This window comes from Acidimicrobiales bacterium, assembly GCA_035531755.1.
Classification (GTDB): domain Bacteria; phylum Actinomycetota; class Acidimicrobiia; order Acidimicrobiales; family UBA8190; genus DATKSK01.
Genome location: DATKSK010000049.1, coordinates 61,684 through 85,915, shown reverse-complemented (window position 1 = coordinate 85,915; position 24,232 = coordinate 61,684). Strand labels below are relative to the sequence as shown.

General features: G+C 70.8%; 29 protein-coding genes and 5 pseudogenes. All 34 read left to right on the top strand.

The annotated features are described in order from the left end of the window. The 34 genes and pseudogenes from VMV22_10455 to rpsD all read left to right on the top strand — a co-directional run bounded on the left by VMV22_10455 (position 1) and on the right by rpsD (position 24,216). A pseudogene (locus tag VMV22_10455) lies at positions 1-3,792 on the top strand (DNA-directed RNA polymerase subunit beta'). Positions 3,793-4,264: 472 nt separating this feature from the next. Next, positions 4,265-4,636: a 30S ribosomal protein S12 gene (gene rpsL / locus VMV22_10450; protein ID HUY22746.1), complete on the top strand. Its 372-nt coding sequence runs from the start codon at positions 4,265-4,267 to the stop codon at positions 4,634-4,636. 1 nt (position 4,637) lies between these two features. Next, positions 4,638-5,108: a 30S ribosomal protein S7 gene (rpsG, locus tag VMV22_10445; protein HUY22745.1), complete on the top strand. Its 471-nt coding sequence runs from the start codon at positions 4,638-4,640 to the stop codon at positions 5,106-5,108. A gap of 71 nt (positions 5,109-5,179) precedes the next feature. Next, on the top strand, positions 5,180-7,273 hold the full coding sequence (fusA, locus tag VMV22_10440) for an elongation factor G (protein ID HUY22744.1): 2,094 nt from the start codon (positions 5,180-5,182) through the stop codon (positions 7,271-7,273). Positions 7,274-7,379: 106 nt separating this feature from the next. Then, positions 7,380-8,567 (top strand): elongation factor Tu, encoded by a 1,188-nt coding sequence (tuf, locus tag VMV22_10435; GenBank protein ID HUY22743.1) that lies wholly within the window; start codon positions 7,380-7,382, stop codon positions 8,565-8,567. Positions 8,568-8,607: 40 nt separating this feature from the next. Next, positions 8,608-8,934, top strand: coding sequence for a 30S ribosomal protein S10 (gene rpsJ, locus VMV22_10430; protein HUY22742.1), 327 nt, complete (start codon positions 8,608-8,610; stop codon positions 8,932-8,934). Between the two features lie 313 nt (positions 8,935-9,247). Further along, a complete protein-coding gene (gene rplC / locus VMV22_10425) occupies positions 9,248-9,889 on the top strand; it encodes a 50S ribosomal protein L3 (protein HUY22741.1) in 642 nt (213 codons plus the stop codon). Further along, positions 9,886-10,863, top strand: coding sequence for a 50S ribosomal protein L4 (gene rplD, locus VMV22_10420; GenBank protein ID HUY22740.1), 978 nt, complete (start codon positions 9,886-9,888; stop codon positions 10,861-10,863). Before rplC ends, rplD begins: the two co-directional genes overlap by 4 nt. Next, positions 10,860-11,153 carry a 50S ribosomal protein L23 gene (rplW, locus tag VMV22_10415; protein HUY22739.1) on the top strand — a complete coding sequence of 98 codons (294 nt, stop codon included), beginning with the start codon at positions 10,860-10,862 and terminating at the stop codon, positions 11,151-11,153. Before rplD ends, rplW begins: the two co-directional genes overlap by 4 nt. A gap of 12 nt (positions 11,154-11,165) precedes the next feature. Beyond that, on the top strand, positions 11,166-12,002 hold the full coding sequence (gene rplB, locus VMV22_10410) for a 50S ribosomal protein L2 (GenBank protein ID HUY22738.1): 837 nt from the start codon (positions 11,166-11,168) through the stop codon (positions 12,000-12,002). A gap of 24 nt (positions 12,003-12,026) precedes the next feature. Beyond that, positions 12,027-12,305 carry a 30S ribosomal protein S19 gene (rpsS, locus tag VMV22_10405; protein HUY22737.1) on the top strand — a complete coding sequence of 93 codons (279 nt, stop codon included), beginning with the start codon at positions 12,027-12,029 and terminating at the stop codon, positions 12,303-12,305. A 43-nt stretch (positions 12,306-12,348) separates the two neighbouring features. Then, positions 12,349-12,657: pseudogene (rplV, locus tag VMV22_10400) on the top strand (50S ribosomal protein L22). A gap of 414 nt (positions 12,658-13,071) precedes the next feature. Then, positions 13,072-13,719: pseudogene (gene rpsC / locus VMV22_10395) on the top strand (30S ribosomal protein S3). Between the two features lie 347 nt (positions 13,720-14,066). Next, the gene (gene rplP / locus VMV22_10390; GenBank protein ID HUY22736.1) at positions 14,067-14,504 is read left to right on the top strand and encodes a 50S ribosomal protein L16; all 438 of its coding nucleotides are present in this window, start codon (positions 14,067-14,069) and stop codon (positions 14,502-14,504) included. Positions 14,505-14,518: 14 nt separating this feature from the next. After that, positions 14,519-14,707, top strand: a pseudogene (gene rpmC, locus VMV22_10385) (50S ribosomal protein L29). 200 nt (positions 14,708-14,907) lie between these two features. Further along, a complete protein-coding gene (rpsQ, locus tag VMV22_10380) occupies positions 14,908-15,189 on the top strand; it encodes a 30S ribosomal protein S17 (GenBank protein HUY22735.1) in 282 nt (93 codons plus the stop codon). Next, entirely contained in the window at positions 15,186-15,554 is a 369-nt protein-coding gene (gene rplN / locus VMV22_10375) for a 50S ribosomal protein L14 (protein HUY22734.1), read from the top strand. The genes rpsQ and rplN overlap by 4 nt, the downstream gene beginning before the upstream one ends. After that, on the top strand, positions 15,554-15,862 hold the full coding sequence (gene rplX / locus VMV22_10370; protein HUY22733.1) for a 50S ribosomal protein L24: 309 nt from the start codon (positions 15,554-15,556) through the stop codon (positions 15,860-15,862). The genes rplN and rplX overlap by 1 nt, the downstream gene beginning before the upstream one ends. Continuing rightward, complete coding sequence (rplE, locus tag VMV22_10365) at positions 15,859-16,431, top strand: 50S ribosomal protein L5 (GenBank protein ID HUY22732.1); 573 nt, start codon at positions 15,859-15,861, stop codon at positions 16,429-16,431. Before rplX ends, rplE begins: the two co-directional genes overlap by 4 nt. Before the next feature lie 4 nt (positions 16,432-16,435). Beyond that, entirely contained in the window at positions 16,436-16,621 is a 186-nt protein-coding gene (locus VMV22_10360) for a type Z 30S ribosomal protein S14 (GenBank protein ID HUY22731.1), read from the top strand. A gap of 16 nt (positions 16,622-16,637) precedes the next feature. Further along, positions 16,638-17,039 carry a 30S ribosomal protein S8 gene (gene rpsH, locus VMV22_10355; protein ID HUY22730.1) on the top strand — a complete coding sequence of 134 codons (402 nt, stop codon included), beginning with the start codon at positions 16,638-16,640 and terminating at the stop codon, positions 17,037-17,039. Positions 17,040-17,051: 12 nt separating this feature from the next. Beyond that, positions 17,052-17,591: a 50S ribosomal protein L6 gene (gene rplF / locus VMV22_10350; GenBank protein HUY22729.1), complete on the top strand. Its 540-nt coding sequence runs from the start codon at positions 17,052-17,054 to the stop codon at positions 17,589-17,591. Positions 17,592-17,593: 2 nt separating this feature from the next. After that, positions 17,594-17,959 (top strand): 50S ribosomal protein L18, encoded by a 366-nt coding sequence (gene rplR, locus VMV22_10345; GenBank protein ID HUY22728.1) that lies wholly within the window; start codon positions 17,594-17,596, stop codon positions 17,957-17,959. After that, positions 17,959-18,510: a 30S ribosomal protein S5 gene (rpsE, locus tag VMV22_10340; protein ID HUY22727.1), complete on the top strand. Its 552-nt coding sequence runs from the start codon at positions 17,959-17,961 to the stop codon at positions 18,508-18,510. Before rplR ends, rpsE begins: the two co-directional genes overlap by 1 nt. 35 nt (positions 18,511-18,545) lie before the next feature. Then, a pseudogene (rpmD, locus tag VMV22_10335) lies at positions 18,546-18,707 on the top strand (50S ribosomal protein L30). 107 nt (positions 18,708-18,814) lie between these two features. Further along, a complete protein-coding gene (gene rplO, locus VMV22_10330; GenBank protein ID HUY22726.1) occupies positions 18,815-19,303 on the top strand; it encodes a 50S ribosomal protein L15 in 489 nt (162 codons plus the stop codon). Positions 19,304-19,347: 44 nt separating this feature from the next. After that, positions 19,348-20,637 (top strand): preprotein translocase subunit SecY, encoded by a 1,290-nt coding sequence (secY, locus tag VMV22_10325; protein HUY22725.1) that lies wholly within the window; start codon positions 19,348-19,350, stop codon positions 20,635-20,637. 6 nt (positions 20,638-20,643) lie between these two features. Next, positions 20,644-21,318: an adenylate kinase gene (locus tag VMV22_10320; protein ID HUY22724.1), complete on the top strand. Its 675-nt coding sequence runs from the start codon at positions 20,644-20,646 to the stop codon at positions 21,316-21,318. Then, the gene (gene map / locus VMV22_10315) at positions 21,315-22,055 is read left to right on the top strand and encodes a type I methionyl aminopeptidase (GenBank protein ID HUY22723.1); all 741 of its coding nucleotides are present in this window, start codon (positions 21,315-21,317) and stop codon (positions 22,053-22,055) included. Before VMV22_10320 ends, map begins: the two co-directional genes overlap by 4 nt. A gap of 230 nt (positions 22,056-22,285) precedes the next feature. Beyond that, a complete protein-coding gene (gene infA, locus VMV22_10310) occupies positions 22,286-22,510 on the top strand; it encodes a translation initiation factor IF-1 (protein ID HUY22722.1) in 225 nt (74 codons plus the stop codon). A 73-nt stretch (positions 22,511-22,583) separates the two neighbouring features. Further along, positions 22,584-22,697, top strand: a complete 114-nt coding sequence (gene rpmJ, locus VMV22_10305) for a 50S ribosomal protein L36 (GenBank protein ID HUY22721.1) — start codon at positions 22,584-22,586, stop codon at positions 22,695-22,697. A 48-nt stretch (positions 22,698-22,745) separates the two neighbouring features. Then, the gene (gene rpsM, locus VMV22_10300; protein HUY22720.1) at positions 22,746-23,126 is read left to right on the top strand and encodes a 30S ribosomal protein S13; all 381 of its coding nucleotides are present in this window, start codon (positions 22,746-22,748) and stop codon (positions 23,124-23,126) included. Beyond that, complete coding sequence (rpsK, locus tag VMV22_10295) at positions 23,126-23,542, top strand: 30S ribosomal protein S11 (GenBank protein ID HUY22719.1); 417 nt, start codon at positions 23,126-23,128, stop codon at positions 23,540-23,542. Before rpsM ends, rpsK begins: the two co-directional genes overlap by 1 nt. Positions 23,543-23,568: 26 nt before the next feature. After that, positions 23,569-24,216: a 30S ribosomal protein S4 gene (gene rpsD / locus VMV22_10290; GenBank protein ID HUY22718.1), complete on the top strand. Its 648-nt coding sequence runs from the start codon at positions 23,569-23,571 to the stop codon at positions 24,214-24,216. The last annotated feature ends 16 nt before the right edge of the window (positions 24,217-24,232 follow it).

The window sequence follows — 24,232 nt, the reverse complement described above, 5'->3', positions numbered from 1 at the left end:
GTGCTGGACGTCAACAATTTCGACCAGCTCCGGATCGGGCTGGCTACGGCGGAGTCCATCCGTTCCTGGTCCAACGGCGAGGTCAAGAAGCCCGAGACCATCAACTACCGGACCCTGCGCCCGGAGAAGGACGGGCTGTTCTGCGAGAAGATCTTCGGCCCGACCAAGGACTGGGAGTGCTACTGCGGCAAGTACAAGCGCGTCCGCTTCCGGGGGATCATCTGTGAGCGCTGCGGCGTGGAGGTCACGCGCTCGAAGGTCCGGCGCGAGCGCATGGGCCACATCGAGCTGGCCGCCCCCGTGGTCCACATCTGGTACCTGCGCGGGACGCGCAGCTGGCTGGCGTACCTGCTCATGGGCACCGAGGCCCGCGAGGAGCTGAAGGCCAAGCAGCTCGAGAAGGTCATCTACTTCGCCGCCAACCTCGTCACCTGGGTCGACGACGACCGCCGTCACGAGGACCTCTCCGCCCTGGAGAGCGAGCTCGCCGAGGAGGTCACCCAGCTCGAGCGCCAGCGCGACCTCGAGATCGACCGCCGCTTCAAGGACCTCGAGAAGGAGCTGGCCGACCTGGAGTCGGGCGGCGCCAAGGAAGCCGAGATCAAAGCCCGCCAGCGCCTGGCGGAGAAGGAGATCGGGTCGGTGCGCGAGCGCGCCGAGGCCGACATCGACCTCGCCAAGCGCGCCTTCGACGAGTTCCGGGACCTCTTCGCCCGCAAGATCATCGAGGACGAGCTGCTGTGGCGGGAGCTCAAGATCCGCTACGACGACTACTTCGAGGGCGGCATGGGGGCCGAGGCCATCGCCCGGCTCATCGACCGCATCGACTTCGACTCCGAGGAGACCAAGCTCCGGGAGGCCATCGACGCCGCCGACGGGCGGCGCCCGCTGTCCGCCCAGCGCCGGCAGAAGGCCATCAAGCGGCTGAAGATCGTCACGGCGTTCAACCGGCGTGACGACCACGGCCGCCGGGCCAACGACCCCCGCGCCATGATCCTCGAGGTCGTCCCCGTGATCCCGCCCGACCTGCGCCCCATGGTGCAGCTCGACGGCGGCCGCTTCGCCACGTCCGACCTGAACGACCTGTACCGCCGGGTCATCAACCGCAACAACCGGCTGAAGCGCCTGCTCGACCTGGGCGCCCCCGAGATCATCATCAACAACGAGAAGCGCATGCTCCAGGAGGCCGTCGACGCCCTGTTCGACAACGGCCGCCGCGGCCGGCCGGTCACGGGCCCGGGCAACCGGCCCCTGAAGAGCCTGTCGGACATGCTGAAGGGCAAGCAGGGGCGGTTCCGCCAGAACCTCCTCGGCAAGCGCGTCGACTACTCGGGCCGTTCGGTCATCGTCATCGGCCCCAACCTCCTGCTGCACCAGTGCGGCCTGCCCAAGCTGATGGCGCTCGAGCTGTTCAAGCCGTTCGTCATGAAGCGCCTGGTCGACCTGGAGCTGGCCCAGAACATCAAGTCCGCCAAGCGCATGGTCGAGCGCCGCCGGCCGCAGGTGTGGGACGTCCTGGAGGGCGTCATCAAGGAGCACCCGGTGCTGCTCAACCGGGCCCCCACCCTCCACCGCCTCGGCATCCAGGCCTTCGAGCCGGTCCTGGTCGAGGGCAAGGCCATCCAGGTCCACCCGCTCGTGTGCACGGCCTTCAACGCCGACTTCGACGGCGACCAGATGGCGGTCCACCTGCCGCTGTCGGCGGAGGCCCAGGCCGAGGCACGCGTCCTCATGCTGTCGGCCAACAACATCCTGTCGCCGGCCACGGGCCGCCCCATCACGGTGCCGACCCAGGACATGGTGTTCGGGGCGTACTACCTCACCCTCATGGTCGACGGGGCCAAGGGCGAGGGCCACGTCTTCCGGCACGCCTACGAGGTCGAGCGCGCCTTCGACGAGGGTGACATCGACCTGCACGCCAAGATCGTCCTGCGCACCACGCTCGGGTCCTCGATGCACACGGCGCTGGCCAAGGCCCTGGGCGCCGACCCCGACACCGAGGAGGTGCTCTCCATAGAGACCACCCCCGGGCGCGTGTTCTTCAACAGCGCGCTCCCGAAGGGGTTCCGCTTCGTCAACGACATCGTGGGCAAGCGCTCCACGCCCATCGGCGGCATCGTCGAGGAGGTGTCGGCCGACGAGCCCAAGCACATCGTGGCCGAGAGCCTCGACCGCATCAAGGCGCTCGGGTTCCGGTTCGCGTCGCAGTCGGGCCTCACCATCTCCATCGACGACGTGCGCACCCCGCCGGAGAAGCGGGCCATCCTCGACCGCTACGAGCGCGAGGCGGAGAAGGCGGAGACCCAGTTCAAGCGGGGCATCATCACCGACGACGAGCGGCGCCAGAAGGAGATCGAGATCTGGACGTCGGCCACCTCCGAGGTGGGGCGGGCCATGGAGAAGACCCTGTCGGCCATCGCCTTCAACCCGCTCGACATGATGGTGGACTCCGGCGCCCGGGGGAACTCCCAGCAGATCCGCCAGATCGCCGGCATGAAGGGCCTGGTGTCGAACCCCCGTGGCGAGATGATCCCCCGCCCCATCAAGTCCTCGTTCCGTGAGGGCCTGTCGGTGCTGGAGTACTTCATCTCCACCCACGGCGCCCGCAAGGGCCTGGCCGACACCGCCCTGCGCACGGCCGACTCCGGGTACCTGACCCGGCGGCTCGTCGACGTCGCCCAGGAGCTCATCGTCCGCATCGACGACTGCGAGACCTCGCGCGGCATCTGGCTCGACGACGTGGTGCCCGACGAGGCCGGCAAGCGCTCCTACCTCGAGACCCGCGCCTACGGCCGGGTCCTGGCCGAGGACGCCGTGCTGGCCGACGGGACCCTGCCCGCGGGCACCCTGCTCGACGACGACCTGGTGGCCCGGGTGCGCGAGGACGCCGGCGTCGACCGGATCCGGGTGCGCTCCGTGCTCACGTGCGAGTCCGAGCACGGCGTGTGCGCCACCTGCTACGGCCAGTCCCTGGCCACGCGGCGCATCATCGAGCTGGGCGAGGCCGTGGGGGTCATCGCCGCGCAGTCCATCGGTGAGCCCGGCACCCAGCTGACCATGCGGACCTTCCACACCGGCGGTGTCGTGGGCGAGGACATCACCCACGGCCTGCCCCGCGTGGTGGAGCTGTTCGAGGCCCGCACGCCCAAGGGCGCCGCGGTGCTCGCCCACTACTCCGGCACGGCCCGCCTCGAGGACGAGGAGGGCGGCCGGCGCATCACGGTGGTGGCCGACGACGGCACCGAGGAGTCGGTGCTGGTGTCGGCCCGGGCGCACCTCGAGGTGACCGCGGGCCAGGAGGTGGCCGCCGGCGACGCCCTGGTCGAGGGCCCGAAGGACCCCAAGGAGCTGCTCGAGGTCAAGGGCATCCGCGAGACCCAGCAGTACCTGGTCGAGGAGGTCCAGAAGGTCTACCGGGACCAGGGCGTCTCCATCCACGACAAGCACATCGAGCTGATCGTGCGCCAGATGCTGCGCCGCGTCCTGGTGGCGGAGCCCGGCGACGCCCCCTTCCTCCCCGGCGAGCGCGTCGACGCCCAGATCTACGCCGAGGTCAACCGGAGCCTGGTGCAGGAGGGCAAGCGCCCGGCCGAGGGCCGCCCCGAGCTCATGGGCATCACCAAGGCCTCGCTGGCCACGGACTCGTGGCTGTCGGCGGCCTCCTTCCAAGAGACCACCCGGGTGCTCACCGAGGCCGCCATCGAGGGCAAGTCGGACCAGCTCTTCGGCTTGAAGGAGAACATCATCATCGGCAAGCTGATCCCCGCCGGCACGGGCATGGAGCGCTACCGCGACATCGTCGTGGACCTGCCCGACGCCGCCGGGGTGTCGCTGCGCTCCTACGGCTTCGACGAGGAGACCGAGGACCTCGCCGCCTGGCTGCGCGACGTCGGCGGGCCCAGCGGGTCCGACGAGGGCGGCTTCGGCGAGCCGGGGTTCCGCCGGCCCGGATACGGCGAGGGCGCCTACGGCGACTACGCCGAGCCCGGCGGGAGCTCGTTGGGATGGGGCGCGCTCGACGCCGGCTCCGGCAACGGCGCGCCGGCCTCCCCCGACCCGGACGGCGGCGGCCACGGTGTGGACGGCAACGGCCAGCTCGAGGCCGGGGCCTGACCGGTGGACGGCCCCGCCACGCCCGGCGCGATTGCCCAGGAGCCACGGTAGGCTCTACCATTGCCTGCTCGCGCGGCGCGTCGTCCCTGGGTGGCGCGCCCGGCAGGTCCCCCGAGTAGTTCCCCGTCCAGAAAACGGCCAGAGGTCACGCGTGCCCACGATCGAGCAGCTCGTCCGCAAGGGGCGGGCATCGAAGCAGACGAAGACGAAGACGCCGGCGCTCAAGGGCGCCCCGCAGCGTCGCGGCGTGTGCACGCGCGTCTTCACCACCACGCCCAAGAAGCCGAACTCGGCGTTGCGCAAGGTGGCCCGCGTGCGGCTGACGAGCGGCATCGAGGTCAGCGCGTACATCCCCGGGGTGGGCCACAACCTCCAGGAGCACTCCATCGTCCTCGTGCGCGGCGGCCGGGTGAAGGACCTGCCCGGTGTGCGCTACAAGGTGATCCGGGGCGCGCTCGACGCCGCCGGGGTCCGCGAGCGCAACCAGGCACGGTCGCGCTACGGCGCCAAGAAGGAGTCCTGAGGTGCCCCGCAACGGCCCCGCCGCCCGACGCGAGCTCGCCCCCGACCCGGTCTTCCGGTCGGTGCTGGTCACCCAGGTGGTCAACAAGGTCCTGTCGCGCGGCAAGCGCACCCTGGCCGAGCGCGTCGTGTACCAGGCGCTCGACGTGGTGCGCGACAAGACCGGTGGCGACCCCGTGTCGATCCTCAAACGCGCCGTGGAGAACACCCGCCCCGAGCTCGAGGTGAAGAGCCGCCGCGTGGGTGGCGCCACCTACCAGGTCCCCGTCGAGGTCCGGCCCCGCCGGGCGACCACCCTGGCCATCCGGTGGCTGGTCGGGTTCTCCCGCCAGCGCCGCGAGAAGACGATGGCCGAGCGCCTCGCCAACGAGGTCCTCGACGCCGCCAACGGCACCGGCGCGGCGGTGAAGCGCCGGGAGGACATGCACAAGATGGCCGAGTCCAACAAGGCCTTCGCCCACTACCGCTGGTAGTGCGACGCCGCCCGGCGGGCATCGCCGTTCCGGCCGGGCCCCATCCACGAACGACCTGAGAGCACAGCACCATGGCCGACGCACGCCCCATCCGAGAGTTCCCGCTCGCCCGGACCCGCAACATCGGGATCATGGCCCACATCGACGCGGGCAAGACCACGACGACCGAGCGGATCCTCTACTACACGGGCAAGAACTACAAGATCGGCGAGGTCCACGAGGGCGCCGCCACCATGGACTGGATGGTCCAGGAGCAGGAGCGGGGCATCACCATCACCTCGGCCGCCACCACCTGCAAGTGGCGTGACCACTGGATCAACATCATCGACACCCCCGGGCACGTGGACTTCACCGTCGAGGTGGAGCGCTCGCTGCGCGTGCTCGACGGTGCCGTGGCCGTGTTCGACGCCGTGGCCGGGGTGGAGCCCCAGACCGAGACCGTGTGGCGCCAGGCCAACAAGTACTCGGTGCCCCGCATCTGCTTCGTGAACAAGATGGACCGGATCGGCGCCGACTTCGGCCGGGCCGTGGACATGATCCGGGACCGCCTCGACGCCAACCCGGCGGTCATCCAGCTCCCCATCGGCGTGGAGGGCGGGTTCCACGGGATCGTCGACCTGCTCGCCATGAAGGCCCTGGTGTGGGCGGACGACATGGGCGAGAAGTGGAAGGTCGAGGACGTGCCCGCCGACCTCGCCACCGAGGCCACCGACGCCCGCCACCAGCTCGTCGACGTGCTGTCGAACTACGACGACACGATCATGGAGAAGTACGTCGGCGACGAGCCGATCACCGAGGAGGACCTGCGCCACGCCCTGCGCAAGGCCACCATCGCCAGCGAGGTCGTCCCGATCCTGTGCGGGTCGGCCTTCAAGAACAAGGCCGTCCAGCCCCTCCTCGACGCCGTGGTCGACTACCTGCCGAGCCCCCTCGACGTGCCGGCCGCCGTGGGGACCACCAAGAAGGGCGAGCCCATCGAGCGCAAGGCGGACGACGCCGAGCCCTTCTCGGCCCTCGCCTTCAAGATCATGACCGACCCCTACGTCGGCAAGCTCACGTACCTGCGGGTCTACTCGGGGACCCTGTCCAAGGGCTCGACCATCGTCAACTCCACCAAGGACCGCAAGGAGCGGGTGGGCCGGATCCTCCAGATGCACGCCAACCACCGCGAGGACAAGGACGCCATCTTCACCGGCGACATCGTGGCGGCGGTGGGCCTGAAGGACACCACGACGGGTGACACCCTCACCGACCCGGGCCACTCCATCCTGCTCGAGACCCTCGAGTTCCCCGAGCCCGTCATCCACGTGGCTGTCGAGCCGAAGACCAAGGCCGACCAGGACAAGCTGGGCAAGGCCCTGTTCGCGCTGAGCGAGGAGGACCCCACCTTCCGGGTGCGGACCGACGAGGAGACCGGCCAGACCGTGATCTCGGGCATGGGCGAGCTCCACCTCGAGGTCCTCGTGGACCGCATGCTGCGGGAGTTCTCCGTCGACGCCAACGTGGGCAAGCCCCAGGTCGCCTACCGCGAGACCATCCGCAAACCCGTGGAGAAGGTCGAGGGCCGCTACGTCCGCCAGACCGGCGGCCGGGGCCAGTACGGGCACGTGGTGATCGCCCTGGAGCCCACCGGCCCGGGCGGCGGCTACGAGTTCGTGGACAAGATCACCGGGGGCGTCATCCCCAAGGAGTACATCCCCGCCGTGGACGCCGGGATCCAGGAGGCCCTCACGAACGGGGTCCTGGCCGGCTACCCCATGGTCGACGTCCGGGTGAACCTCACCTACGGCTCGTACCACGACGTCGACTCCTCGGAGATGGCCTTCAAGATCGCCGGCTCGTTGGCGGTCAAGGAGGCGGCCCGCCGGGCCAGCCCGGTGCTGCTCGAGCCGGTCATGGCCGTCGAGGTGGTGACCCCCGAGGAGCACATGGGCGACGTCATCGGCGACCTGTCCTCCCGGCGGGGGAAGGTGGAGGGCATGGAGCAGCGGGGCACCAGCCAGGTCGTGCGGGCGCTCGTGCCGCTGGCCGACATGTTCGGCTACGCTACCGACCTGCGGTCGCGGACCCAGGGGCGGGCCACGTACACGATGCAGTTCAGCGCATACCACGAGGTCCCCGACTCGATCGCCCGCGAGATCGTCGCCCGGGCACGAGGCGAGTAGCGGCGCTCGCACAGCACGCCGACGCAGCACCGCAGGAACGACCAGACACAGCAAGCAGGCGGTCCCCGAGGGGGTGCCGCCGGAGACAGGGAGCCGGAGCGACAGCATGGCCAAGCAGAAGTTCGAGCGCTCGAAGCCTCACGTCAACATCGGGACGATGGGGCATATCGACCATGGCAAGACCACGCTGACCGCGGCCATCACCAAGGTCCTGTCCGAGAAGAACCCCAACGTCGCGTTCACGCCCTTCGACCAGATCGACAAGGCCCCCGAGGAGAAGCAGCGCGGGATCACCATCTCGATCGCCCACGTGGAGTACGAGACGGACAAGCGCCACTACGCGCACGTCGACATGCCCGGCCACGCCGACTACATCAAGAACATGATCACCGGCGCCGCCCAGGTCGACGGCGCCATCCTGGTCGTCTCGGCGGCCGACGGCCCCATGCCCCAGACGCGTGAGCACGTCCTGCTCGCCCGCCAGGTGGGCGTGCCTCACATCGTGGTGGCGCTCAACAAGGCCGACATGGTCGACGACGAGGAGCTCCTCGACCTCGTCGAGCTCGAGGTCCGCGAGCTGCTCACGCAGTACGACTTCCCCGGCGACGACGTACCGGTCATCCGGGTGAGCGCCCTGAAGGCGCTCGAGGGCGACGCCGAGTGGACGCCCAAGATCCTCGAGCTCATGGACGCCGTGGACAACTACATCCCCGAGCCCGAGCGTCCCATCGACAAGCCCTTCCTGATGCCCATCGAGGATGTCATGTCCATCACCGGCCGCGGCACCGTCGTGACCGGCAAGGTGGAGCAGGGGCAGGTCAAGGTGGGCGAGGAGATCGAGATCGTCGGGCTGCGGGCGACCCAGAAGACCGTGGTCACCGGTGTCGAGATGTTCCGCAAGCTCCTCGACGAGGGCCGGGCCGGCGACAACATCGGCGCCCTCCTGCGCGGCACGAAGAAGGAGGACGTCGAGCGCGGCCAGGTCCTGGCCAAGCCGGGGTCCATCACCCCCCACACGAACTTCGAGGCGAACGTCTACGTGCTCACCAAGGAGGAGGGCGGCCGCCACAAGCCGTTCTTCAACAACTACCGTCCGCAGTTCTACTTCCGGACCACCGACGTGACCGGTTCCATCACCCTCCCCGAGGGGACGGAGATGGTCATGCCCGGCGACAACACCGAGATGACCGTCGAGCTCCAGAAGCCGATCGCCATGGACGAGGGCCTGCTGTTCGCCATCCGCGAGGGTGGCCGCACCGTGGGCTCCGGTCGCGTCACCAAGATCCTGAAGTAGGGATCAGGGCGCGCGGACGGACAGGGAACGGAGAACGACCGTGGCCGACGCATCGCGCCAGAAGATCCGGATCAGGTTGAAGGCCTACGACCACGAGGTCCTCGACCAGTCGACCGAGAAGATCGTGCAGACGGTCCTGCGGACGCAGGCCAAGGTGCAGGGCCCCGTGCCACTGCCCACCGAGCGGCACCGCTACACGGTGATCCGCTCGCCGCACAAGTACAAGGACAGCCGCGAGCACTTCGAGATGCAGGTGCACAAGCGCCTCGTCGACATCGTGGAGCACACGCCCAAGACCGTCGACTCCCTGCAGCGCCTCGACCTGCCCGCCGGCGTCGACATCGAGATCAAGATCCAGAACGTCTGACCCTGCCGCGCCCGCCCTGTCCGAAGGGGCGAATCCGGCTGGCAGGCCTCCGAACCATGGTGTAACGTCGCAGGTCGGGCCGATTTCGGCCCGGTTGAACCGTTTCGACGTCTCCGAGCGCCTGCCGGGCTCGCCCGGTGGGGACCTCGGGGCAGAACCTGGCACGCGCTCCGCTCCGGATCCCCGGGCGGAGCGTTGGCATGGAAACCGGGCGCCGGCGACGGCGCCGTAGAACCGAACCAGGCGTGCCGCCCGACGGCGGCCGCCCCAGCACGAGGACGGAAGGACCCCACCCACAGTGGCGACCAAGGCGATCGTCGGCGAGAAGGTCGGCATGACCCAGGTCTGGGACGAGCACAACCGCGCCGTGCCGGTGACGGTCCTGAAGGTCGCGCCCATGCGCGTGGTCCAGGTGAAGACGCTCGAGCGCGAGGGGTACTCCGCACTCCAGGTCACCTGGGGGGTCCGCCGGGCCTCGAGCCTGAACAAGCCCGAGCAGGGCCACTTCGCGGCCGCCGGCGTCGAGCCCGGGCGGCACCTGGTGGAGCTGCGCATCGACGACGCCAGCGGCTTCGAGGTCGGCCAGCAGCTCACCGCCGACCTCCTCACCGCCGGTGAGCGGGTGGACGCCATCGCCGTGTCCAAGGGCAAGGGCTTCGCCGGGGCCATGAAGCGCCACAACTTCAAGGGCCAGGGCGCCGCCCACGGCAACCACAAGAAGCACCGCTCGCCCGGCTCCATCGGCGCCTGCGCCACGCCGGCCCGGGTGTTCAAGGGCACGCGCATGGCGGGCCGCATGGGCGGGCACCAGGTCACCACCCTCAACCTCGAGGTGGTGCAGGCAGACCCGGAGCGCGAGCTGATCCTCGTGCGCGGGGCGGTGCCGGGGCCCCGTGGCGGCATGGTCGTACTGCGCGACACCGTGAAGGGCTCCAACGCGGTGAGCCGGTCATGAGCGTGACCGTCCCCGCCGTGCCGGCCCCGCTGCGCCGGCCCCGCCCCGAGCCCGAGCGCCGGGTCGTCGCCCGCCGCCGCATCGACGGCACGGTGATCGACACCGTCGCCCTCGACCCCCAGATCTTCGGCGTCGTCCCCAACGTCGCCCTGCTCCACCAGGTCATCACCGCCCAGCTGGCCGCGGCCCGGGCCGGCACCCAGTCGACGCGCACCCGGGCCGAGGTGTCGGGCGGCGGGGCCAAGCCCTTCCGCCAGAAGGGGACGGGCCGGGCCCGGCAGGGGTCGACCCGCTCCCCGCAGTGGTCGGGCGGCGGCGTCGCCCTGGGCCCCAAGCCGCGCTCGTACCGGCAGCGCACCCCCAAGAAGATGATCCGCCTCGCCCTGCACTCGGCCCTGTCGGACCGGGCTGCCGAGGGCCGGGTGGCGGTCGTCGACGAGTGGCCGTTCTCCGTGCCGAGGACCAAGGACGCCGTGGCCGCCCTGACGGCCCTCGCCGTCGAGGGCCGCGTCCTCGTGGTCCTCGGGCCCGACGACGGCATCCCCGACCGCTCCTTCGCCAACCTTCCCCTGGTGCAGACGCTCCAGCAGTCCGAGCTCAACGCCTACGACGTGATGAAGAGCGACTGGGTGGTGTTCACCGACGCCACGCTGCCCGGGGAGACGACGGCGGCGCCCGGCGAAGAGGCCGTGGCCCCACGGCCGTCCCGGGCCCCCCGCGCCCGCAAGGTGCAGGCCGCCGCCCGGCCGGCCACCACCACCACCACCACCACCACCACCACCACCACCACCGACGCCGACGCCGACGCCGACGCCGAGGACGGGACGGCGGGCGGCACCGACGACGACACGGCCACGGCCGACGCCGGGACCGACGCCGTGGACACGACGGCCACCGACGACGCCGCCGGGGCCGACTCCGGGGCCGACTCCGAGGCCGCCGCCGACGCCGGCGGCGAGGGGAGCGACGGGTGAAGAACCCCGAGCAGGTGCTGATGCGCCCCGTCGTGTCCGAGAAGTCCTACGCCCTCATGGAGGACGGCGTCTACATCTTCGTCGTCGCCCCCGACGCCACCAAGATCGACGTCCGCCAGGCCGTGGAGCAGGTCTTCGGCGTGCGGGTGAAGAGCGTGAACACCTTGAATCGCAAGGGCAAGAAGCGTCGCAACCGCAAGACCAACACCGTGGGGACCCGCCCGTCGACGAAGCGGGCGGTGGTCACCCTCGCCGGTGGCGACAAGATCGACCTGTTCGAGAAGAGCTGAGAGGCCTTTCCGATGCCCCTGCGCAAGCGCAAGCCCACCAGCCCCGCCCGACGCTTCCAGTCGGTGTCGGACTTCTCGGAGATCACGCGGTCCAAGCCCGAGCGGTCGCTCGTGGTCCCCAAGCCCGGGACCGGTGGCCGCAACAGCTACGGGCGCAAGACGGCCCGCCACCGCGGTGGCGGCCACAAGCAGCAGTACCGGATCATCGACTTCAAGCGCGACAAGGACGGCGTGCCCGCCAAGGTGGCCGCCATCGAGTACGACCCGAACCGCAATGCCCGCATCGCCCTGCTGCACTACTACGACGGTGAGAAGCGCTACATCCTCGCCCCTGCCCAGGTGAAGGTGGGCGACGTCCTGGGGAGCGGCCAGGGGTCGGAGATCCGTCCCGGCAACGCGCTGCCCCTGCGCTACATCCCGGTGGGCTCGACCGTGCACAACATCGAGCTGCGTCCGGGCCAGGGCGGCAAGCTCGCCCGCGGCGCGGGGATGAGCGCGCAGCTGGTCGCCAAGGAGGGCCAGTTCGCCACGCTGCGGCTGCCGTCGACCGAGATGCGCCGCGTGCCCATCGACTGCCGCGGCACCCTGGGCGAGGTGGGCAACGCCGAGGCCGAGCTGATCTCGATCGGCAAGGCGGGCCGCAACCGGTGGAAGGGCGTGCGCCCGCAGACCCGCGGCGTCGCCATGAACCCGGTCGACCACCCCCTCGGCGGTGGTGAGGGCAAGTCCTCCGGTGGGCGGCACCCCGTGTCGCCGTGGGGCAAGCCCGAGGGCCGCACGCGTCCCCGGCACAAGTCGTCCGACCCGATGATCGTGCGCCGCCGGCGCAGCCGCGGCGCACGCCGATGACCGGAGCCGAAGGAGCAGTGCCGCATGCCTCGTAGCCTGAAGAAGGGGCCCTTCGTCGACGACCACCTCCTCAAGAAGGTGGACGCCCTCAACGCCACCAACGAGAAGCGAGTGATCAAGACGTGGTCGCGTCGCTCCACGATCATCCCCGACATGGTGGGCCACACCATCGCCGTGCACGACGGGCGCAAGCACGTCCCGGTGTACGTGACCGAGTCGATGGTGGGCCACAAGCTGGGGGAGTTCGCCATGACACGGACGTTCCGGTACCACGCCGGCCAAGAGCGCTCGGCGAGGCGCTGACGTGCCCGGTGTGAAGACCAACGAGGTCCCCGGGACCCGGGCGGTGCTCCGCCACTACCGGATGTCGGCGAGCAAGGCCCGCCAGGTGCTCGACCTCGTCCGGGGCATGGACGTGGACCGCGCCGAGGAGCTGCTGCGGACCACGCCGCGCGAGGCCGCCCGCGTCGTGGGCAAGGTGCTCGCCTCCGCCGTCGCCAACGCCCGCAACAACGACCAGCTCGACCCCGAGGACCTCTACGTCTCGGCGTGCTTCGCCGACGAGGGCACCACGCTCAAGCGCTGGCGCCCGCGGGCCCGGGGCCGTGCCACGAGGATCCGCAAGCGGACCTGTCACATCACGGTGATCGTGAGCCGGTTGCCGGAGGACCGCCTCGAGCGGCGCCGGGTGCGCCGGGCCGAGGCGACCACGGCGATGCGCTCGCGCCGGGTGGCGGCATCGCGCCGCGGCGGCGGGCGGGGTGAGGGCGCCACGGGCCCCGGGGCGGACGCGGACGAGGCCACCGCACTCGCCGACCACGATGCCGACGTGGAGGTCACCGACACCGACGTGGAGGTCACCGACACCGACGTGGAGGCCACCGAGGAGGTCGTCGACACCACCGACACCGACGCCGACACCGACACCGAGGTCGACCAGCCCGAGGCGCCGGCCGCCGAGGAGCGACGGGCCCGGGCGGCCCGCAAGAGCACGGAGAGGGCCTCGGACGAGGCCGGTGACGCCGATGGCGACGACGGCGGGGCCGCCGACGAGGAGAAGGGCTGAGCCATGGGCCAGAAGGTCAATCCCTACGGGTTCCGCCTCGGCGTGACCACCGACTGGAAGTCGCGCTGGTTCGAGGAGCGCCACTACCAGGACTTCATCATCGAGGACTGGAAGATCCGCGACTACCTCACGTCGCAGCTCGAGTCGGCGGCGGTGAGCCGGATCGAGATCGAGCGCACGCGCGACCGCCTGCGGGTGGACATCCACACGGCCCGGCCCGGGATCGTCATCGGCCGCCGGGGATCGGAGGCGGACCGCCTGAAGAAGAAGATCGAGGAGATCACGGGCCTGCGCAACCGGATCCAGCTCAACATCCAGGAGATCAAGCAGCCCGAGCTCGACGCCGCCCTGATCGCCCAGAGCATCGCCGACCAGCTGGCGCGCCGGGTGGCGTTCCGCCGGGCGATGAAACGCGCCATGCAGACGGTGACCAAGGCCGGGGCGCTCGGGGTGCGCGTGCAGTGCTCGGGCCGCCTGGGCGGCTCCGAGATGGCCCGCAAGGAGGGCTACCGCGAAGGCCGCGTGCCGCTGCACACGCTGCGGGCCGACATCGACTACGGCTTCCGCGAGGCCCGCACCACCTTCGGCCGCATCGGCGTGAAGGTGTGGATCTACAAGGGCGACATCCTGCCCTACAAGCTCTCCTCGGAGGACAAGATCTCCCGCGAAGCCGCCATGGCCGCCGGCGAGACGTCGGGCCAGTCCGGCCCGCGCCGGCTCGTCACCGCCGGCGGCGGCCGTCGCCGCGCCGAGCAGGGTGAGCCCGGCAGCGTCATCCCGACGCCGGACACCGCCCCCGACACCGGTGACGGGGCCGCCGTCCCGGCCGACGCCACCGACGGCGCCGCCGAGGAGACGCTGCCCGCCGCGGCCCCGCTGCCCGGCGCCGCCCCCGCTGCGGACGACTTCGAGCGCCTGCTGGCGGAGGAAGAGGAGATCGAGCGCCGCACGCGCAACGAGCATCACGAGACGCCGCACTTCCGCAAGGAGTCCGACTGATGTTGATGCCGCGCAAGGTCAAGCACCGCAAGCAGCAGCGTGGACGCCTCAACGGGTTGTCGAAGGGTGGCACCACCATCAACTTCGGGGACTTCGGGATCCAGGCGCTCGAGCCGGCGTGGATCACCCAGCGCCAGATCGAGGCCGCCCGAATCGCCATGACCCGCCACGTCAAGCGCGGTGGCAAGGTCTGGATCCGCATCTTCCCGGACAAGCCCGTCACGCAGAAGCCGGCCGAGACCCGCATGGGCTCGGGCAAGGGGAACCCCGAGCACTGGGTCGCGGTCGTGCGGCCCGGTCGCATCCTGTTCGAGCTGGCGGGCGTCGAGCGGGACCTGGCGCGCGAGGCCATGGAGCGGGCCATCCAGAAGCTGCCCTTCAAGGCCCGCTTCGTCATCCGGCCGGGCACCCACGGGGCGCCCGAGGTGGAGGTCTAGCCGTGCCCACCGCCATGGAACTGCGCGAACTCGACGACGACGAGCTCGAAGGCCGGCTGACCGAGTACCGCCGCGAGCTGCTCAACCTCAGGTTCCAGCTCGCCACCGGCCAGCTCGACAACAACACGCGCCTCTCCCGGGTGCGCAAGGACGTCGCCCGGGTCCTCACCGTGCTGCGCGACCGCGAGATCGCCCTGGCGGAGGGCCGCGAGGCCGGCCCGGTGGCCGCGTCGGGACCGGCGCGGGCACCACGCCGCCGGACGGCCGAGGACGTCGAAGACGAAGAGACGGCGCCCGCGCGGTCGCGGTCGCGCCGCACCGAGGCCGTCGACGAGGCCGCCGAGGCGCCGGGGACCGTCGAAGGTGCGACGGCCGGCGACCAAGCCGACGAGGAGGACGAGTGATGGCCGAGGAAGAGGCATCGGCGACCGCGCAACGGGCGATGCGCAAGACCCGTGAGGGTCTCGTCGTCTCCGACAAGATGCAGGCGACGGTGGTCGTGGCCGTCGTCGAGCGCGTCCGCCACGCCCGCTACGGCAAGACCGTGCAGCGCACCCGCAAGCTCTACGCCCACAACGAGGGCCATGACGCCAAGCTCGGCGACCGTGTGCGCGTCATGGAGACGCGGCCGCTGTCGAAGCTCAAGCGCTGGCGCGTCACCGAGGTCCTGGAGCGTGCCCGGTGATCCAGCAGGAGTCGCGCCTCAAGGTGGCCGACAACTCCGGGGCACGCGAGGTGCTGTGCATCAAGGTGCTCGGCGGGTCCCGGCGCCGCTACGCCGGGATCGGCGACGTCTTCGTGGCGACCGTGAAGGACGCCATCCCGGGTGCGGCCGTCAAGAAGGGCGAGGTCGTCCGGTGCGTGGTGGTGCGCACCGCCAAGGAGACCCGCCGCCCCGACGGCAGCTACATCAGGTTCGACGAGAACGCCGCTGTGCTCATCAACGAGCAGCAGCAGCCACGGGGCACCCGGATCTTCGGGCCCGTGGGGCGTGAGCTTCGCGACAAGCGGTTCATGCGGATCGTGTCGCTGGCTCCGGAGGTGTTGTGATGCGAATTCGCAAGGGTGACACGGTGCAGGTGCTCTCGGGCAAGCACCGGGGCAGGCGCGGCCAGGTGATGGTGGCGCTCCCGGCCGAGGGCAAGGTCATCGTCGACGGCGCCAACATGGCCAAGCGCCACACCAAGCCCCGCGGCGCCACCATGCAGGGCGGGATCATCGACAAGGACATGCCGCTCCCCGTGTCCGCGGTCGCCGTGGTGTGCCCGGCGTGCGGGCCCACCCGCATCGGCATCACCTACGACGACGCGGGCCGCAAGGTCAGGATCTGCCGCAAGTGCGGGACGGAGCTGTCATGACCGTCGCCGCCACCCGCACGCGCCCCCGCCTGAAGGAGCGCTACGACACGACGACCCGGGGCGAGCTGCAGCAGCAGCTGGGCCTGGCCAACGTCATGGAAGTGCCCCGCCTCGAGAAGATCGTGATCAACATGGGCGTCGGCAAGGCGACCCAGCAGCCCTCGCTCATCGAGGGCGCCGTGCGCGACCTCGAGGTGATCACCGGCCAGAAGCCCGTGGTCACCCGGGCCCGCCAGTCGATCGCGGCGTTCAAGCTCCGCGAGGGCATGGCCATCGGCGCCAAGGTCACCCTGCGCGGCGACCGGGCCTGGGAATTCCTCGACCGGCTCATCGCCCTCGCCATCCCGCGCATCCGGGACTTCCGGGGGCTGCCGCCGAACTCCTTCGACGGGCGGGGCAACTACACGTTCGGCGTCACCGAGCAGCTCATCTTCCCGGAGATCGACTACGACCGCGTGGACACCACGCGCGGCATGGACATCACCATCTGCACCACCGCCCGGAACGACGTGGAGGGCCGCGCCTTCCTCGTCGCCTTCGGGTTCCCCTTCAGGCAGGAGACCGTCTAGCACCATGGCGAAGAAGGCATTGATCGAAAAGCAGCAGCGAACGCCCAAGTTCAAGGTCCGGGCGTACACGAGGTGCCGCCGGTGCGGCCGCCCGCGGGCGGTCCTGCGCAAGTTCGGGCTGTGCCGGATCTGCCTGCGGGTGATGGTGCACGCCGGGGAGATCCCCGGCGTCACCAAGGCGAGCTGGTGAGGGGAGGGACGCGCCGATGACGATGACCGACCCCATCGCGGACATGCTCACGCGGATCCGCAACGCCAACACGGCGATGCACGACAGCGTCAAGATGCCGAGCTCGAAGCTGAAGGTGTCCCTGGCCGGCATCCTCGAGCGCGAGGGGTACATCGCGAGCTTCGACGTCACGCCGGCGACCGGCCCCGGCGACGTCCTCGAGATCCAGCTGAAGTACGCGTCGGACCGTACCCGCACCATCGCGGGCCTGAAGCGTGTGTCGCGGCCCGGCCTGCGTATCTACGCCCGCGCCGATCGCATGCCCAGGGTCCTGGGTGGCATGGGTGTGGCCGTGGTGTCCACGAGCCACGGCCTCATGACCGACCGCGAGGCGCGCCAGCGCCGGGTCGGTGGGGAGGTCCTCTGCTATGTCTGGTGAGGAGGTTCGCTGATGTCGCGAGTCGGCCGTGCGCCGATCGCCGTGCCGGGCGGGGTCACCGTGTCGCTCGACGACCGGGTGGTCACCGTGGCGGGCCCGCAGGGCAGCCTGTCGCGCCCGCTCCCGGGTGCCATCACCGTGCGCCAGGAGGAGTCGGCGCTGCTCGTCGAGCGGCCCGACGACCAGCGCCAGAACCGGGCCCTGCACGGGCTCACGCGCTCGCTCGTGGCCAACATGGTCGTCGGGGTGACCGCGGGGTTCTCCAAGGAGCTCGAGATCGTCGGCGTGGGGTACCGCGCCACGGCCAAGGGCCCGTCCTCGCTCGAGCTCGCCCTGGGCTTCTCGCACCCGGTTTCGGTGGAGGCGCCCGAGGGGGTCACCTTCGAGGTCCCCACGCCCACCCGCATCGTGGTCAAGGGGATCGACAAGGAGAAGGTCGGCCAGACCGCCGCCGACATCCGCAAGCTCCGGAAGCCCGAGCCCTACAAGGGCAAGGGCATCCGCTACGCCGGCGAGCACGTCATCCGCAAGGCCGGCAAGGCGGCGAAGTGACGATGGCGACCACCGCAGCACGCAAACGGACACTGCGCATCCGGCGCCACGCCCGGGTGCGCAAGCACATCGCGGGCACGCCCGGGCGCCCCCGCCTCGCCGTGTTCCGCTCCGTCCGCCACATCTCGGCGCAGGTCATCGACGACACCACGGGACGCACGCTGGCCGCGGCCAGCACGGTGGAGGCCGCGCTGCGTGGCGACAGCGGCGGGAACATCACCGCCGCTGTCGCCGTGGGCCGCCTCGTCGCCGAGCGGGCCGTGGCGGCGGGCGTGACCCTCGTCGTGTTCGACCGCGGCGGCAACCGATATCACGGCCGCGTCGCCGCACTGGCCGACGCGGCGCGTGAGGGAGGACTGGAGTTCTGATGCTGGACGGGCAATTCGAGGAGCGGACCATCCGGGTGAACCGGGTGGCCAAGGTGGTCCAAGGTGGCCGCCGGTTCTCGTTCACGGCGCTCATGGTCGTGGGCGACGGCAACGGGCGGGTGGGCCTCGGCTACGGCAAGGCCAAGGAGGCGGGCCTGGCGGTCCAGAAGGGCATCGAGGAGGCCCGCAAGAACATGTTCGACGTCCCACTGGCGGGCTCGACGATCACCCACCCGATCATCGGCGTCGCCGGCGCGGGCAAGGTCATGCTCAAGCCGGCCTCGCCCGGCACCGGCGTCATCGCCGGGGGCGCGGCGCGCGCCATCCTCGAGATGGCGGGCATCCACGACATCCTGTGCAAGTCCCTGGGCTCGTCGAACGGCATCAACGTGGCCCACGCCACCATCGCCGGGCTGAAGTCGCTCATGCGCCCCGAGGACGTCGCCCGCCTGCGGGGCAAGCCCGCCGACGAGGTCGTCCCCCGCGGCGTGCTGCGGGCCTACCGCGAGCGCCAGCGCGCCTCCGACCTGTTCCAGGAGGTGCCGACGTGAGCGCCGCCTCCGGCCCGACCGCCGACGGCGGGCACCTGCGGGTGACCCAGGTGCGCTCGGGCATCAGCACCAAGCCCAAGCACCGCGGGACGCTGCGCGCCCTGGGCCTGCGCGGCGTCGGGCAGAGCCGGGTGCTCCCGGACCGCCCCGACGTGCGCGGCATGCTGGCGCGCGTCCCCCACCTCGTGGCCGTGGAGCCCGCCGACGCCGCCGCCGCCGCCGACCAGCAGGAGCGCAACGCCGCCTCCCGGCAAGCCCACCGGGTCGCCGAGGGCCGCGCCGCGCGTGCCGCCGAGGAGACAGCATGAAGCTCCACGACCTCCGTCCCGCCCCCGGCTCCAACCGGCCCAAGCGGCGCGTCGGCCGGGGCATCGCCGGCAAGGGCGGCAAGACCGCCGGGCGCGGCACCAAGGGCACCGGCGCCCGCGACACGGTGAAGCCGGGCTTCGAGGGCGGCCAGCTCCAGCTGGCGCAGCGGATTCCCAAGCTCAAGGGCTTCAAGAACCCCTTCCGGGTATCCTTCGCCGTGGTGAACCTCGACACGCTCGACGCCTTCACGGGGGACGAGGCGACGCCGGCCACCCTCGGCGCGGCGGGCCGGGTCCGCAAGGGCGCCCTGGTCAAGGTGCTCGGACGCGGGGAGCTGCACCGGGCGCTGCGCGTGCAGGCCCACGCCGTGTCCGCCTCCGCCCGCAGCGCCATCGAGGCGGCCGGCGGCACCGTGGAGATCCTGCCGATGCCCTTCGGCCACGGTCGCCCACCCGCGCGGGGCAACGCGCTCACCAACCGCTAGCCTCGGTTCCCCCGGGCCCCGGTGCGCAGCGAGGAGGAGGGGCGTTGCTCTCGAGCCTGAAGAACATCTTCAAGGTCGCCGACCTGCGCAACAAGGTTGTCTTCACCCTGCTGGTCGTGGCCATCTACCAGCTCGGGGCGAACATCATCGTCCCCTTCATCTCCATCACGCAGGTCCAGAACCTGGAGGCGTCGGCCAAGCAGGCCGGCATCCTCGGGTTCCTCAACCTGTTCTCCGGGGGCGGCCTGCTGCGCATGGCGGTGTTCGGGCTGGGGATCATGCCCTACATCACCAGCTCGATCATCATCCAGCTGCTGTCCACGGTGATCCCCAAGCTCGAGGAATGGCGCGACCAGGGGGCCGTCGGACAGAAGAAGCTGACGCAGACCACCCGGTACCTGACCATCGGGCTGGCGCTGCTGCAGTCGGCCGGCCTGGTCTACGTCTTCCACAACGGCGGTGGCGGCCTCCTCGGCAGCAAGAACGTCGACCTCATCCCGAACTTCACGCTGTGGCGGGCCGGGTTCATCTGCATGACGCTCACCGCCGGGACGGCGTTCGTGATGTGGCTCGGTGAGCTCATCACCCAGCGCGGCATCGGCAACGGCATGTCCATCCTGATCTTCGCCAACGTGACCGCGGGGATCCCCGCCGGGGGCACGGCCGTGCTCACCCAGGGCGGGTCGCTCAAGTTCGGGGTCATCGTGGCCCTGACGCTCGTGCTCCTCGTGGTCGTGGTGTTCATGGAGCAGGGCCAGCGCCGGATCCCCGTCACCTTCGCCAAGCGGGTGGTGGGCCGGCGGATGTACGGGGGCTCGTCGACGTACATCCCGCTCAAGGTCAACCAGTCCGGCGTGATCCCCATCATCTTCGCCAACTCGCTGCTCTACATCCCCGTCCTGCTGGCCAACATCATCCCGTGGACGGGGTTCCGCACCTTCGTGAACAACCACATCACCCCGACGAGCCTGATGTACGTCCTGTCGTACGGGGTGCTCATCTTCGCCTTCACCTTCTTCTACGTGTACGTGGCGTTCGACCCGCACCAGCAGGCCGACATCATCCGCAAGCAGGGCGGCTACATCCCGGGCATCCGGCCCGGGCCGCCCACCGAGAAGTACCTGGCTCGCATCCTGAACCGCATCACCGTTCCCGGGGGCTTGTACCTGGCGCTGGTGGCCGTGCTGCCGTCGCTGCTCATGGCCCTGTGGAACATCCGTGGGTACCCGTTCTACGGGACCACGCTGCTGATCGCCGTCGGCGTGTCACTCGAGACGATGCGGCAGATCGACAGTCAGTTGATGATGCGGAACTACGAAGGCTTCCTCAAGTAGCTGACGGTGGTACCCGGCGTCAGGCTCGTGGTCCTCGGCAAACAGGGGGCAGGCAAGGGCACCCAGTGCGTGCGCCTGTCGCACCACTACGTGGTCCCGCACATCTCCACGGGCGACATGCTGCGCGCCGCGGTCAAGACGGGCTCGGCCCTGGGCCTCAAGGTGAAAGAGGCCATGGACCACGGCGAGCTGCTGGGCGACGACATCATCATGGAGATGGTGGCCGACCGGCTGTCCGAGCCCGACGCCAGGGCGCGGGGCTTCATCCTCGACGGCTGCCCGCGCACGACGCTGCAGGCCGAGACGCTCGCCACCGTGCTGAAGCCGGGCACGCTCGACCTCGTGGCCGACATCGAGGTCCCCACGGTGCAGGCCATGCGCCGGCTGGCGGGTCGCCGGGTGTGCACCGACTGCGGCGCCAACTACTCGGTCACGAACCCGCCCAAGGTCGGCTGGCTGTGCGACGTGTGCGGGGGGGAGGTGGTCCAGCGCGAGGACGACACCGAGGAGGCCATCCGGCGCCGGCTCGAGCTCTACGAGCGCCAGACGGCCCCCCTCATCGACTGGTACGAGTCCCGGGGCCAGCTGGCCAAGGTGAACGGCATGGGCCCGCCCGACGGCGTGCTGCGCCGGGTCATCCGGGCCGTGGAGGAGCGCCGGGGCCGGGGCGCGCGCCCATGAGGCGGACCGCCGACGAGATCGCCAAGATGCGCCGGGCCGGCCGGGTCGTGGCCGAGATGCACGAGGCCACCCGGGCGGCGGCCGAGCCCGGGGTGACCACCGCCGCCCTCGACGCCGTGGCCCGCGAGGTGCTCGACCGGCGGGGGGCGAAGTCCAACTTCCTCCACTACCGGGGGTACCCCGCCGTCATCTGCACGTCGCCCAACGACATGATCGTCCACGGGATCCCCGGGCCCTATGTGCTCGAGGAGGGCGACATCCTCTCGATCGACTGCGGCGCCATCATCGAGGGCTACCACGGCGACGCCGCCTTCACCATGGCCATCGGCGAGGTGTCGCCCGAGGCCGCCCGCCTCATCGACGTCACCGAGCGCAGCCTGTGGGCCGGGATCGACCAGCTGCGCAGCGGCAACCGCCTCCACGAGGTCGGGCGGGCCGTCCAGGGCGTGGCCGAGACCGCCGGGTTCTCGGTGGTCAGGGAGTACGTGGGCCACGCCATCGGCACCGCCATGCACGAGGAGCCCCAGGTCCCCAACTACTGGCCGGGCCAGGGTGGCCCCATGCTCAAGGCGGGCATGGTGTTCGCCGTCGAGCCGATGGTGAACGCCGGGGGCCCCGCCACCCGGGTCCTCGAGGACGGCTGGAGCGTCGTCACCGCCGACGGCCGGCTGTCGGCCCACTTCGAGCACAGCATCGCCGTGACCGACGACGGCCCGGAGGTCCTCACCCTGGCGTGACGGCGTCCGGTCGGGGCGGCCCGGAACCCCCTGGCCGGGGCCGCACGGAGGGGCTATGCTGGTAGGTCGGCTCGCCAGGCCGGGGTGTGGTCCGCCCCCCTCCGGCCCGGGTCGGCGGTCGGCCTGTCACCGCCGTCTCCAACCGGGCCTCTGGGCCGACCGGGTGCACCACGGCCGCACCGTGCCCCGGGGGCCCGGCGTGCCAGTCGACGAGAACGAGGAGGAGTCACCTGCCAAAGCCCAAGGAGGATGCGATCGTGCTCGAGGGGACGGTCATCGAGCCGCTCCCCAACGCCATGTTCCGCGTCGAGCTCGAGAACGGCCACAAGGTGCTGGCCCACAGCTCCGGCAAGATGCGCATGCACAGGATCCGGATCCTCCCGGGTGATCGGGTGCAGGTGGAGATCACGCCCTACGACCTGAGCCGGGGACGGATCACGTACCGGTACAAGTAGCAGGGCACGGACGGTTCACGACGAGGAGGGCCCCGCTTCGAGGGGCAGGGGTTCGAGGGCAGGGACGGCAGCGATGAAGGTTCGACCGAGCGTCAAGGCGATCTGCGAGAAGTGCAAGGTCATCCGCCGGCACGGCCGGGTGATGGTGATCTGCGACAACCCGCGGCACAAGCAGCGCCAGGGCTGAGCGCCCAGCCGACGGACTGACCAGGGACGGAAGGAGCAACAACCCAAAGTGGCACGGATCGCCGGTGTGGACATCCCCCGTGAGAAGCGGCTCGAGATATCCCTCACCTACATCTTCGGCATCGGCCGGACCCGGGCGCAGCAGACCGTGGCCGGGACCGACCTGAACGCCGACACCCGAGTGCGTGACCTCACCGACGAGGAGGTGGCCCGGCTCCGGTCCTACATCGACGCCAACTTCAAGGTCGAGGGCGACCTGCGCCGGGACATCGCCCAGGACATCAAGCGGAAGATGGAGATCGGCTGCTACGAGGGCGTCCGCCACCGCAAGGGCCTGCCCGTCCACGGCCAGCGGACCCACACCAACGCCCGCACCCGCAAGGGCCCCAAGAAGACCGTCGCCGGCAAGAAGAAGGTTCGGAAGCACTGATGGCCAAGACCGCCAAGTCCACGACCAAGTCCGCCACGGTCCGCCGCCCCCGCAAGCGGGAGCGCAAGAACGTCGCCTACGGGGTCGCCCACATCAAGAGCTCGTTCAACAACACCATCATCTCGATCTGCGACCACGAGGGCAACGTCCTGGCCTGGGCCTCGGCCGGCAACGTCGGCTTCAAGGGCTCGCGCAAGTCCACCCCGTTCGCCGCCCAGCTGGCCGCCGAGCAGGCCGCCCGCCGGGCCATGGAGCACGGCGTGCGCAAGGTGGACGTCCTGGTGCGCGGCCCCGGATCGGGCCGCGAGACCGCCATCCGCTCGCTCGCCGCCGTCGGCATCGAGGTCGCCGGCATCAAAGACGTCACCCCCATCCCGCACAACGGTTGCCGCCCCAAGAAGCGGCGCCGGGTCTAGCGGGCACGGAAGGAGCACCGCACCCCATGGCTCGATACACCGGTCCCGTCTGCCGCCTGTGCCGGCGCGAGCGGACCAAGCTGTTCCTGAAGGGCGAGCGCTGTTACTCGCTCAAGTGCCCCGTGAGCGAGGCCGTCACCGACCGCCACAGCCGTGCCTACCCGCCGGGCGAGCACGGTCGCGACCGCATGCGCCAGGGCTCGGAGTACCTGGCCCAGCTGCGTGAGAAGCAGAAGGCCCGCCGGATCTACGGGCTCCTCGAGAAGCAGTTCCGCAACGTCTACGCCGAGGCCAGCCGCCAGCCGGGCATCACCGGCGAGAACCTGCTGCGCCTCCTGGAGCTTCGCCTCGACAACGTGACCTTCCGGGCCACCTGGGGCGCCAGCCGCGCCCAGGCGCGTCAGCTCGTGCGCCACGGCCACATCCTGGTCAATGCCAAGCGCGTCACCATCCCGAGCTACCGGGTCCGCCAGGGCGACGTGGTGACGCTCAAGCCGTCGTCGCGCGAGCTGTACTTCGTCCGCCGCAACCTCGACACGCTCGACCGCCCGCTGCCCCTGTGGCTCGAGGCGGCGGAGGGCCGGACCCAGGTGCGGGTCACGACGCTGCCCGAGCGCGAGCACATCGACGAGCCGGTGCGCGAGTCGCTCATCGTCGAGCTCTACTCCAAGTAGCACCCAGCTCCGCCCC

Bases quoted from the DNA above. Each gene is read 5' to 3' on its own strand.
- fusA (HUY22744.1), top strand. From the start codon at position 5,180: ATGGCCGACGCACGCCCCATCCGAGAGTTCCCGCTCGCCCGGACCCGC.
- tuf (HUY22743.1), top strand. From the start codon at position 7,380: ATGGCCAAGCAGAAGTTCGAGCGCTCGAAGCCTCACGTCAACATCGGG.
- rplD (HUY22740.1), top strand. From the start codon at position 9,886: ATGAGCGTGACCGTCCCCGCCGTGCCGGCCCCGCTGCGCCGGCCCCGC.
- rplB (HUY22738.1), top strand. From the start codon at position 11,166: ATGCCCCTGCGCAAGCGCAAGCCCACCAGCCCCGCCCGACGCTTCCAG.
- rpsS (HUY22737.1), top strand. From the start codon at position 12,027: ATGCCTCGTAGCCTGAAGAAGGGGCCCTTCGTCGACGACCACCTCCTC.
- rplP (HUY22736.1), top strand. From the start codon at position 14,067: ATGTTGATGCCGCGCAAGGTCAAGCACCGCAAGCAGCAGCGTGGACGC.
- rpsQ (HUY22735.1), top strand. From the start codon at position 14,908: ATGGCCGAGGAAGAGGCATCGGCGACCGCGCAACGGGCGATGCGCAAG.
- rplX (HUY22733.1), top strand. From the start codon at position 15,554: ATGCGAATTCGCAAGGGTGACACGGTGCAGGTGCTCTCGGGCAAGCAC.
- rplE (HUY22732.1), top strand. From the start codon at position 15,859: ATGACCGTCGCCGCCACCCGCACGCGCCCCCGCCTGAAGGAGCGCTAC.
- VMV22_10360 (HUY22731.1), top strand. From the start codon at position 16,436: ATGGCGAAGAAGGCATTGATCGAAAAGCAGCAGCGAACGCCCAAGTTC.
- rpsH (HUY22730.1), top strand. From the start codon at position 16,638: ATGACGATGACCGACCCCATCGCGGACATGCTCACGCGGATCCGCAAC.
- rplF (HUY22729.1), top strand. From the start codon at position 17,052: ATGTCGCGAGTCGGCCGTGCGCCGATCGCCGTGCCGGGCGGGGTCACC.
- rplR (HUY22728.1), top strand. From the start codon at position 17,594: ATGGCGACCACCGCAGCACGCAAACGGACACTGCGCATCCGGCGCCAC.
- rpsE (HUY22727.1), top strand. From the start codon at position 17,959: ATGCTGGACGGGCAATTCGAGGAGCGGACCATCCGGGTGAACCGGGTG.
- rplO (HUY22726.1), top strand. From the start codon at position 18,815: ATGAAGCTCCACGACCTCCGTCCCGCCCCCGGCTCCAACCGGCCCAAG.
- map (HUY22723.1), top strand. From the start codon at position 21,315: ATGAGGCGGACCGCCGACGAGATCGCCAAGATGCGCCGGGCCGGCCGG.
- rpmJ (HUY22721.1), top strand. From the start codon at position 22,584: ATGAAGGTTCGACCGAGCGTCAAGGCGATCTGCGAGAAGTGCAAGGTC.
- rpsK (HUY22719.1), top strand. From the start codon at position 23,126: ATGGCCAAGACCGCCAAGTCCACGACCAAGTCCGCCACGGTCCGCCGC.
- rpsD (HUY22718.1), top strand. From the start codon at position 23,569: ATGGCTCGATACACCGGTCCCGTCTGCCGCCTGTGCCGGCGCGAGCGG.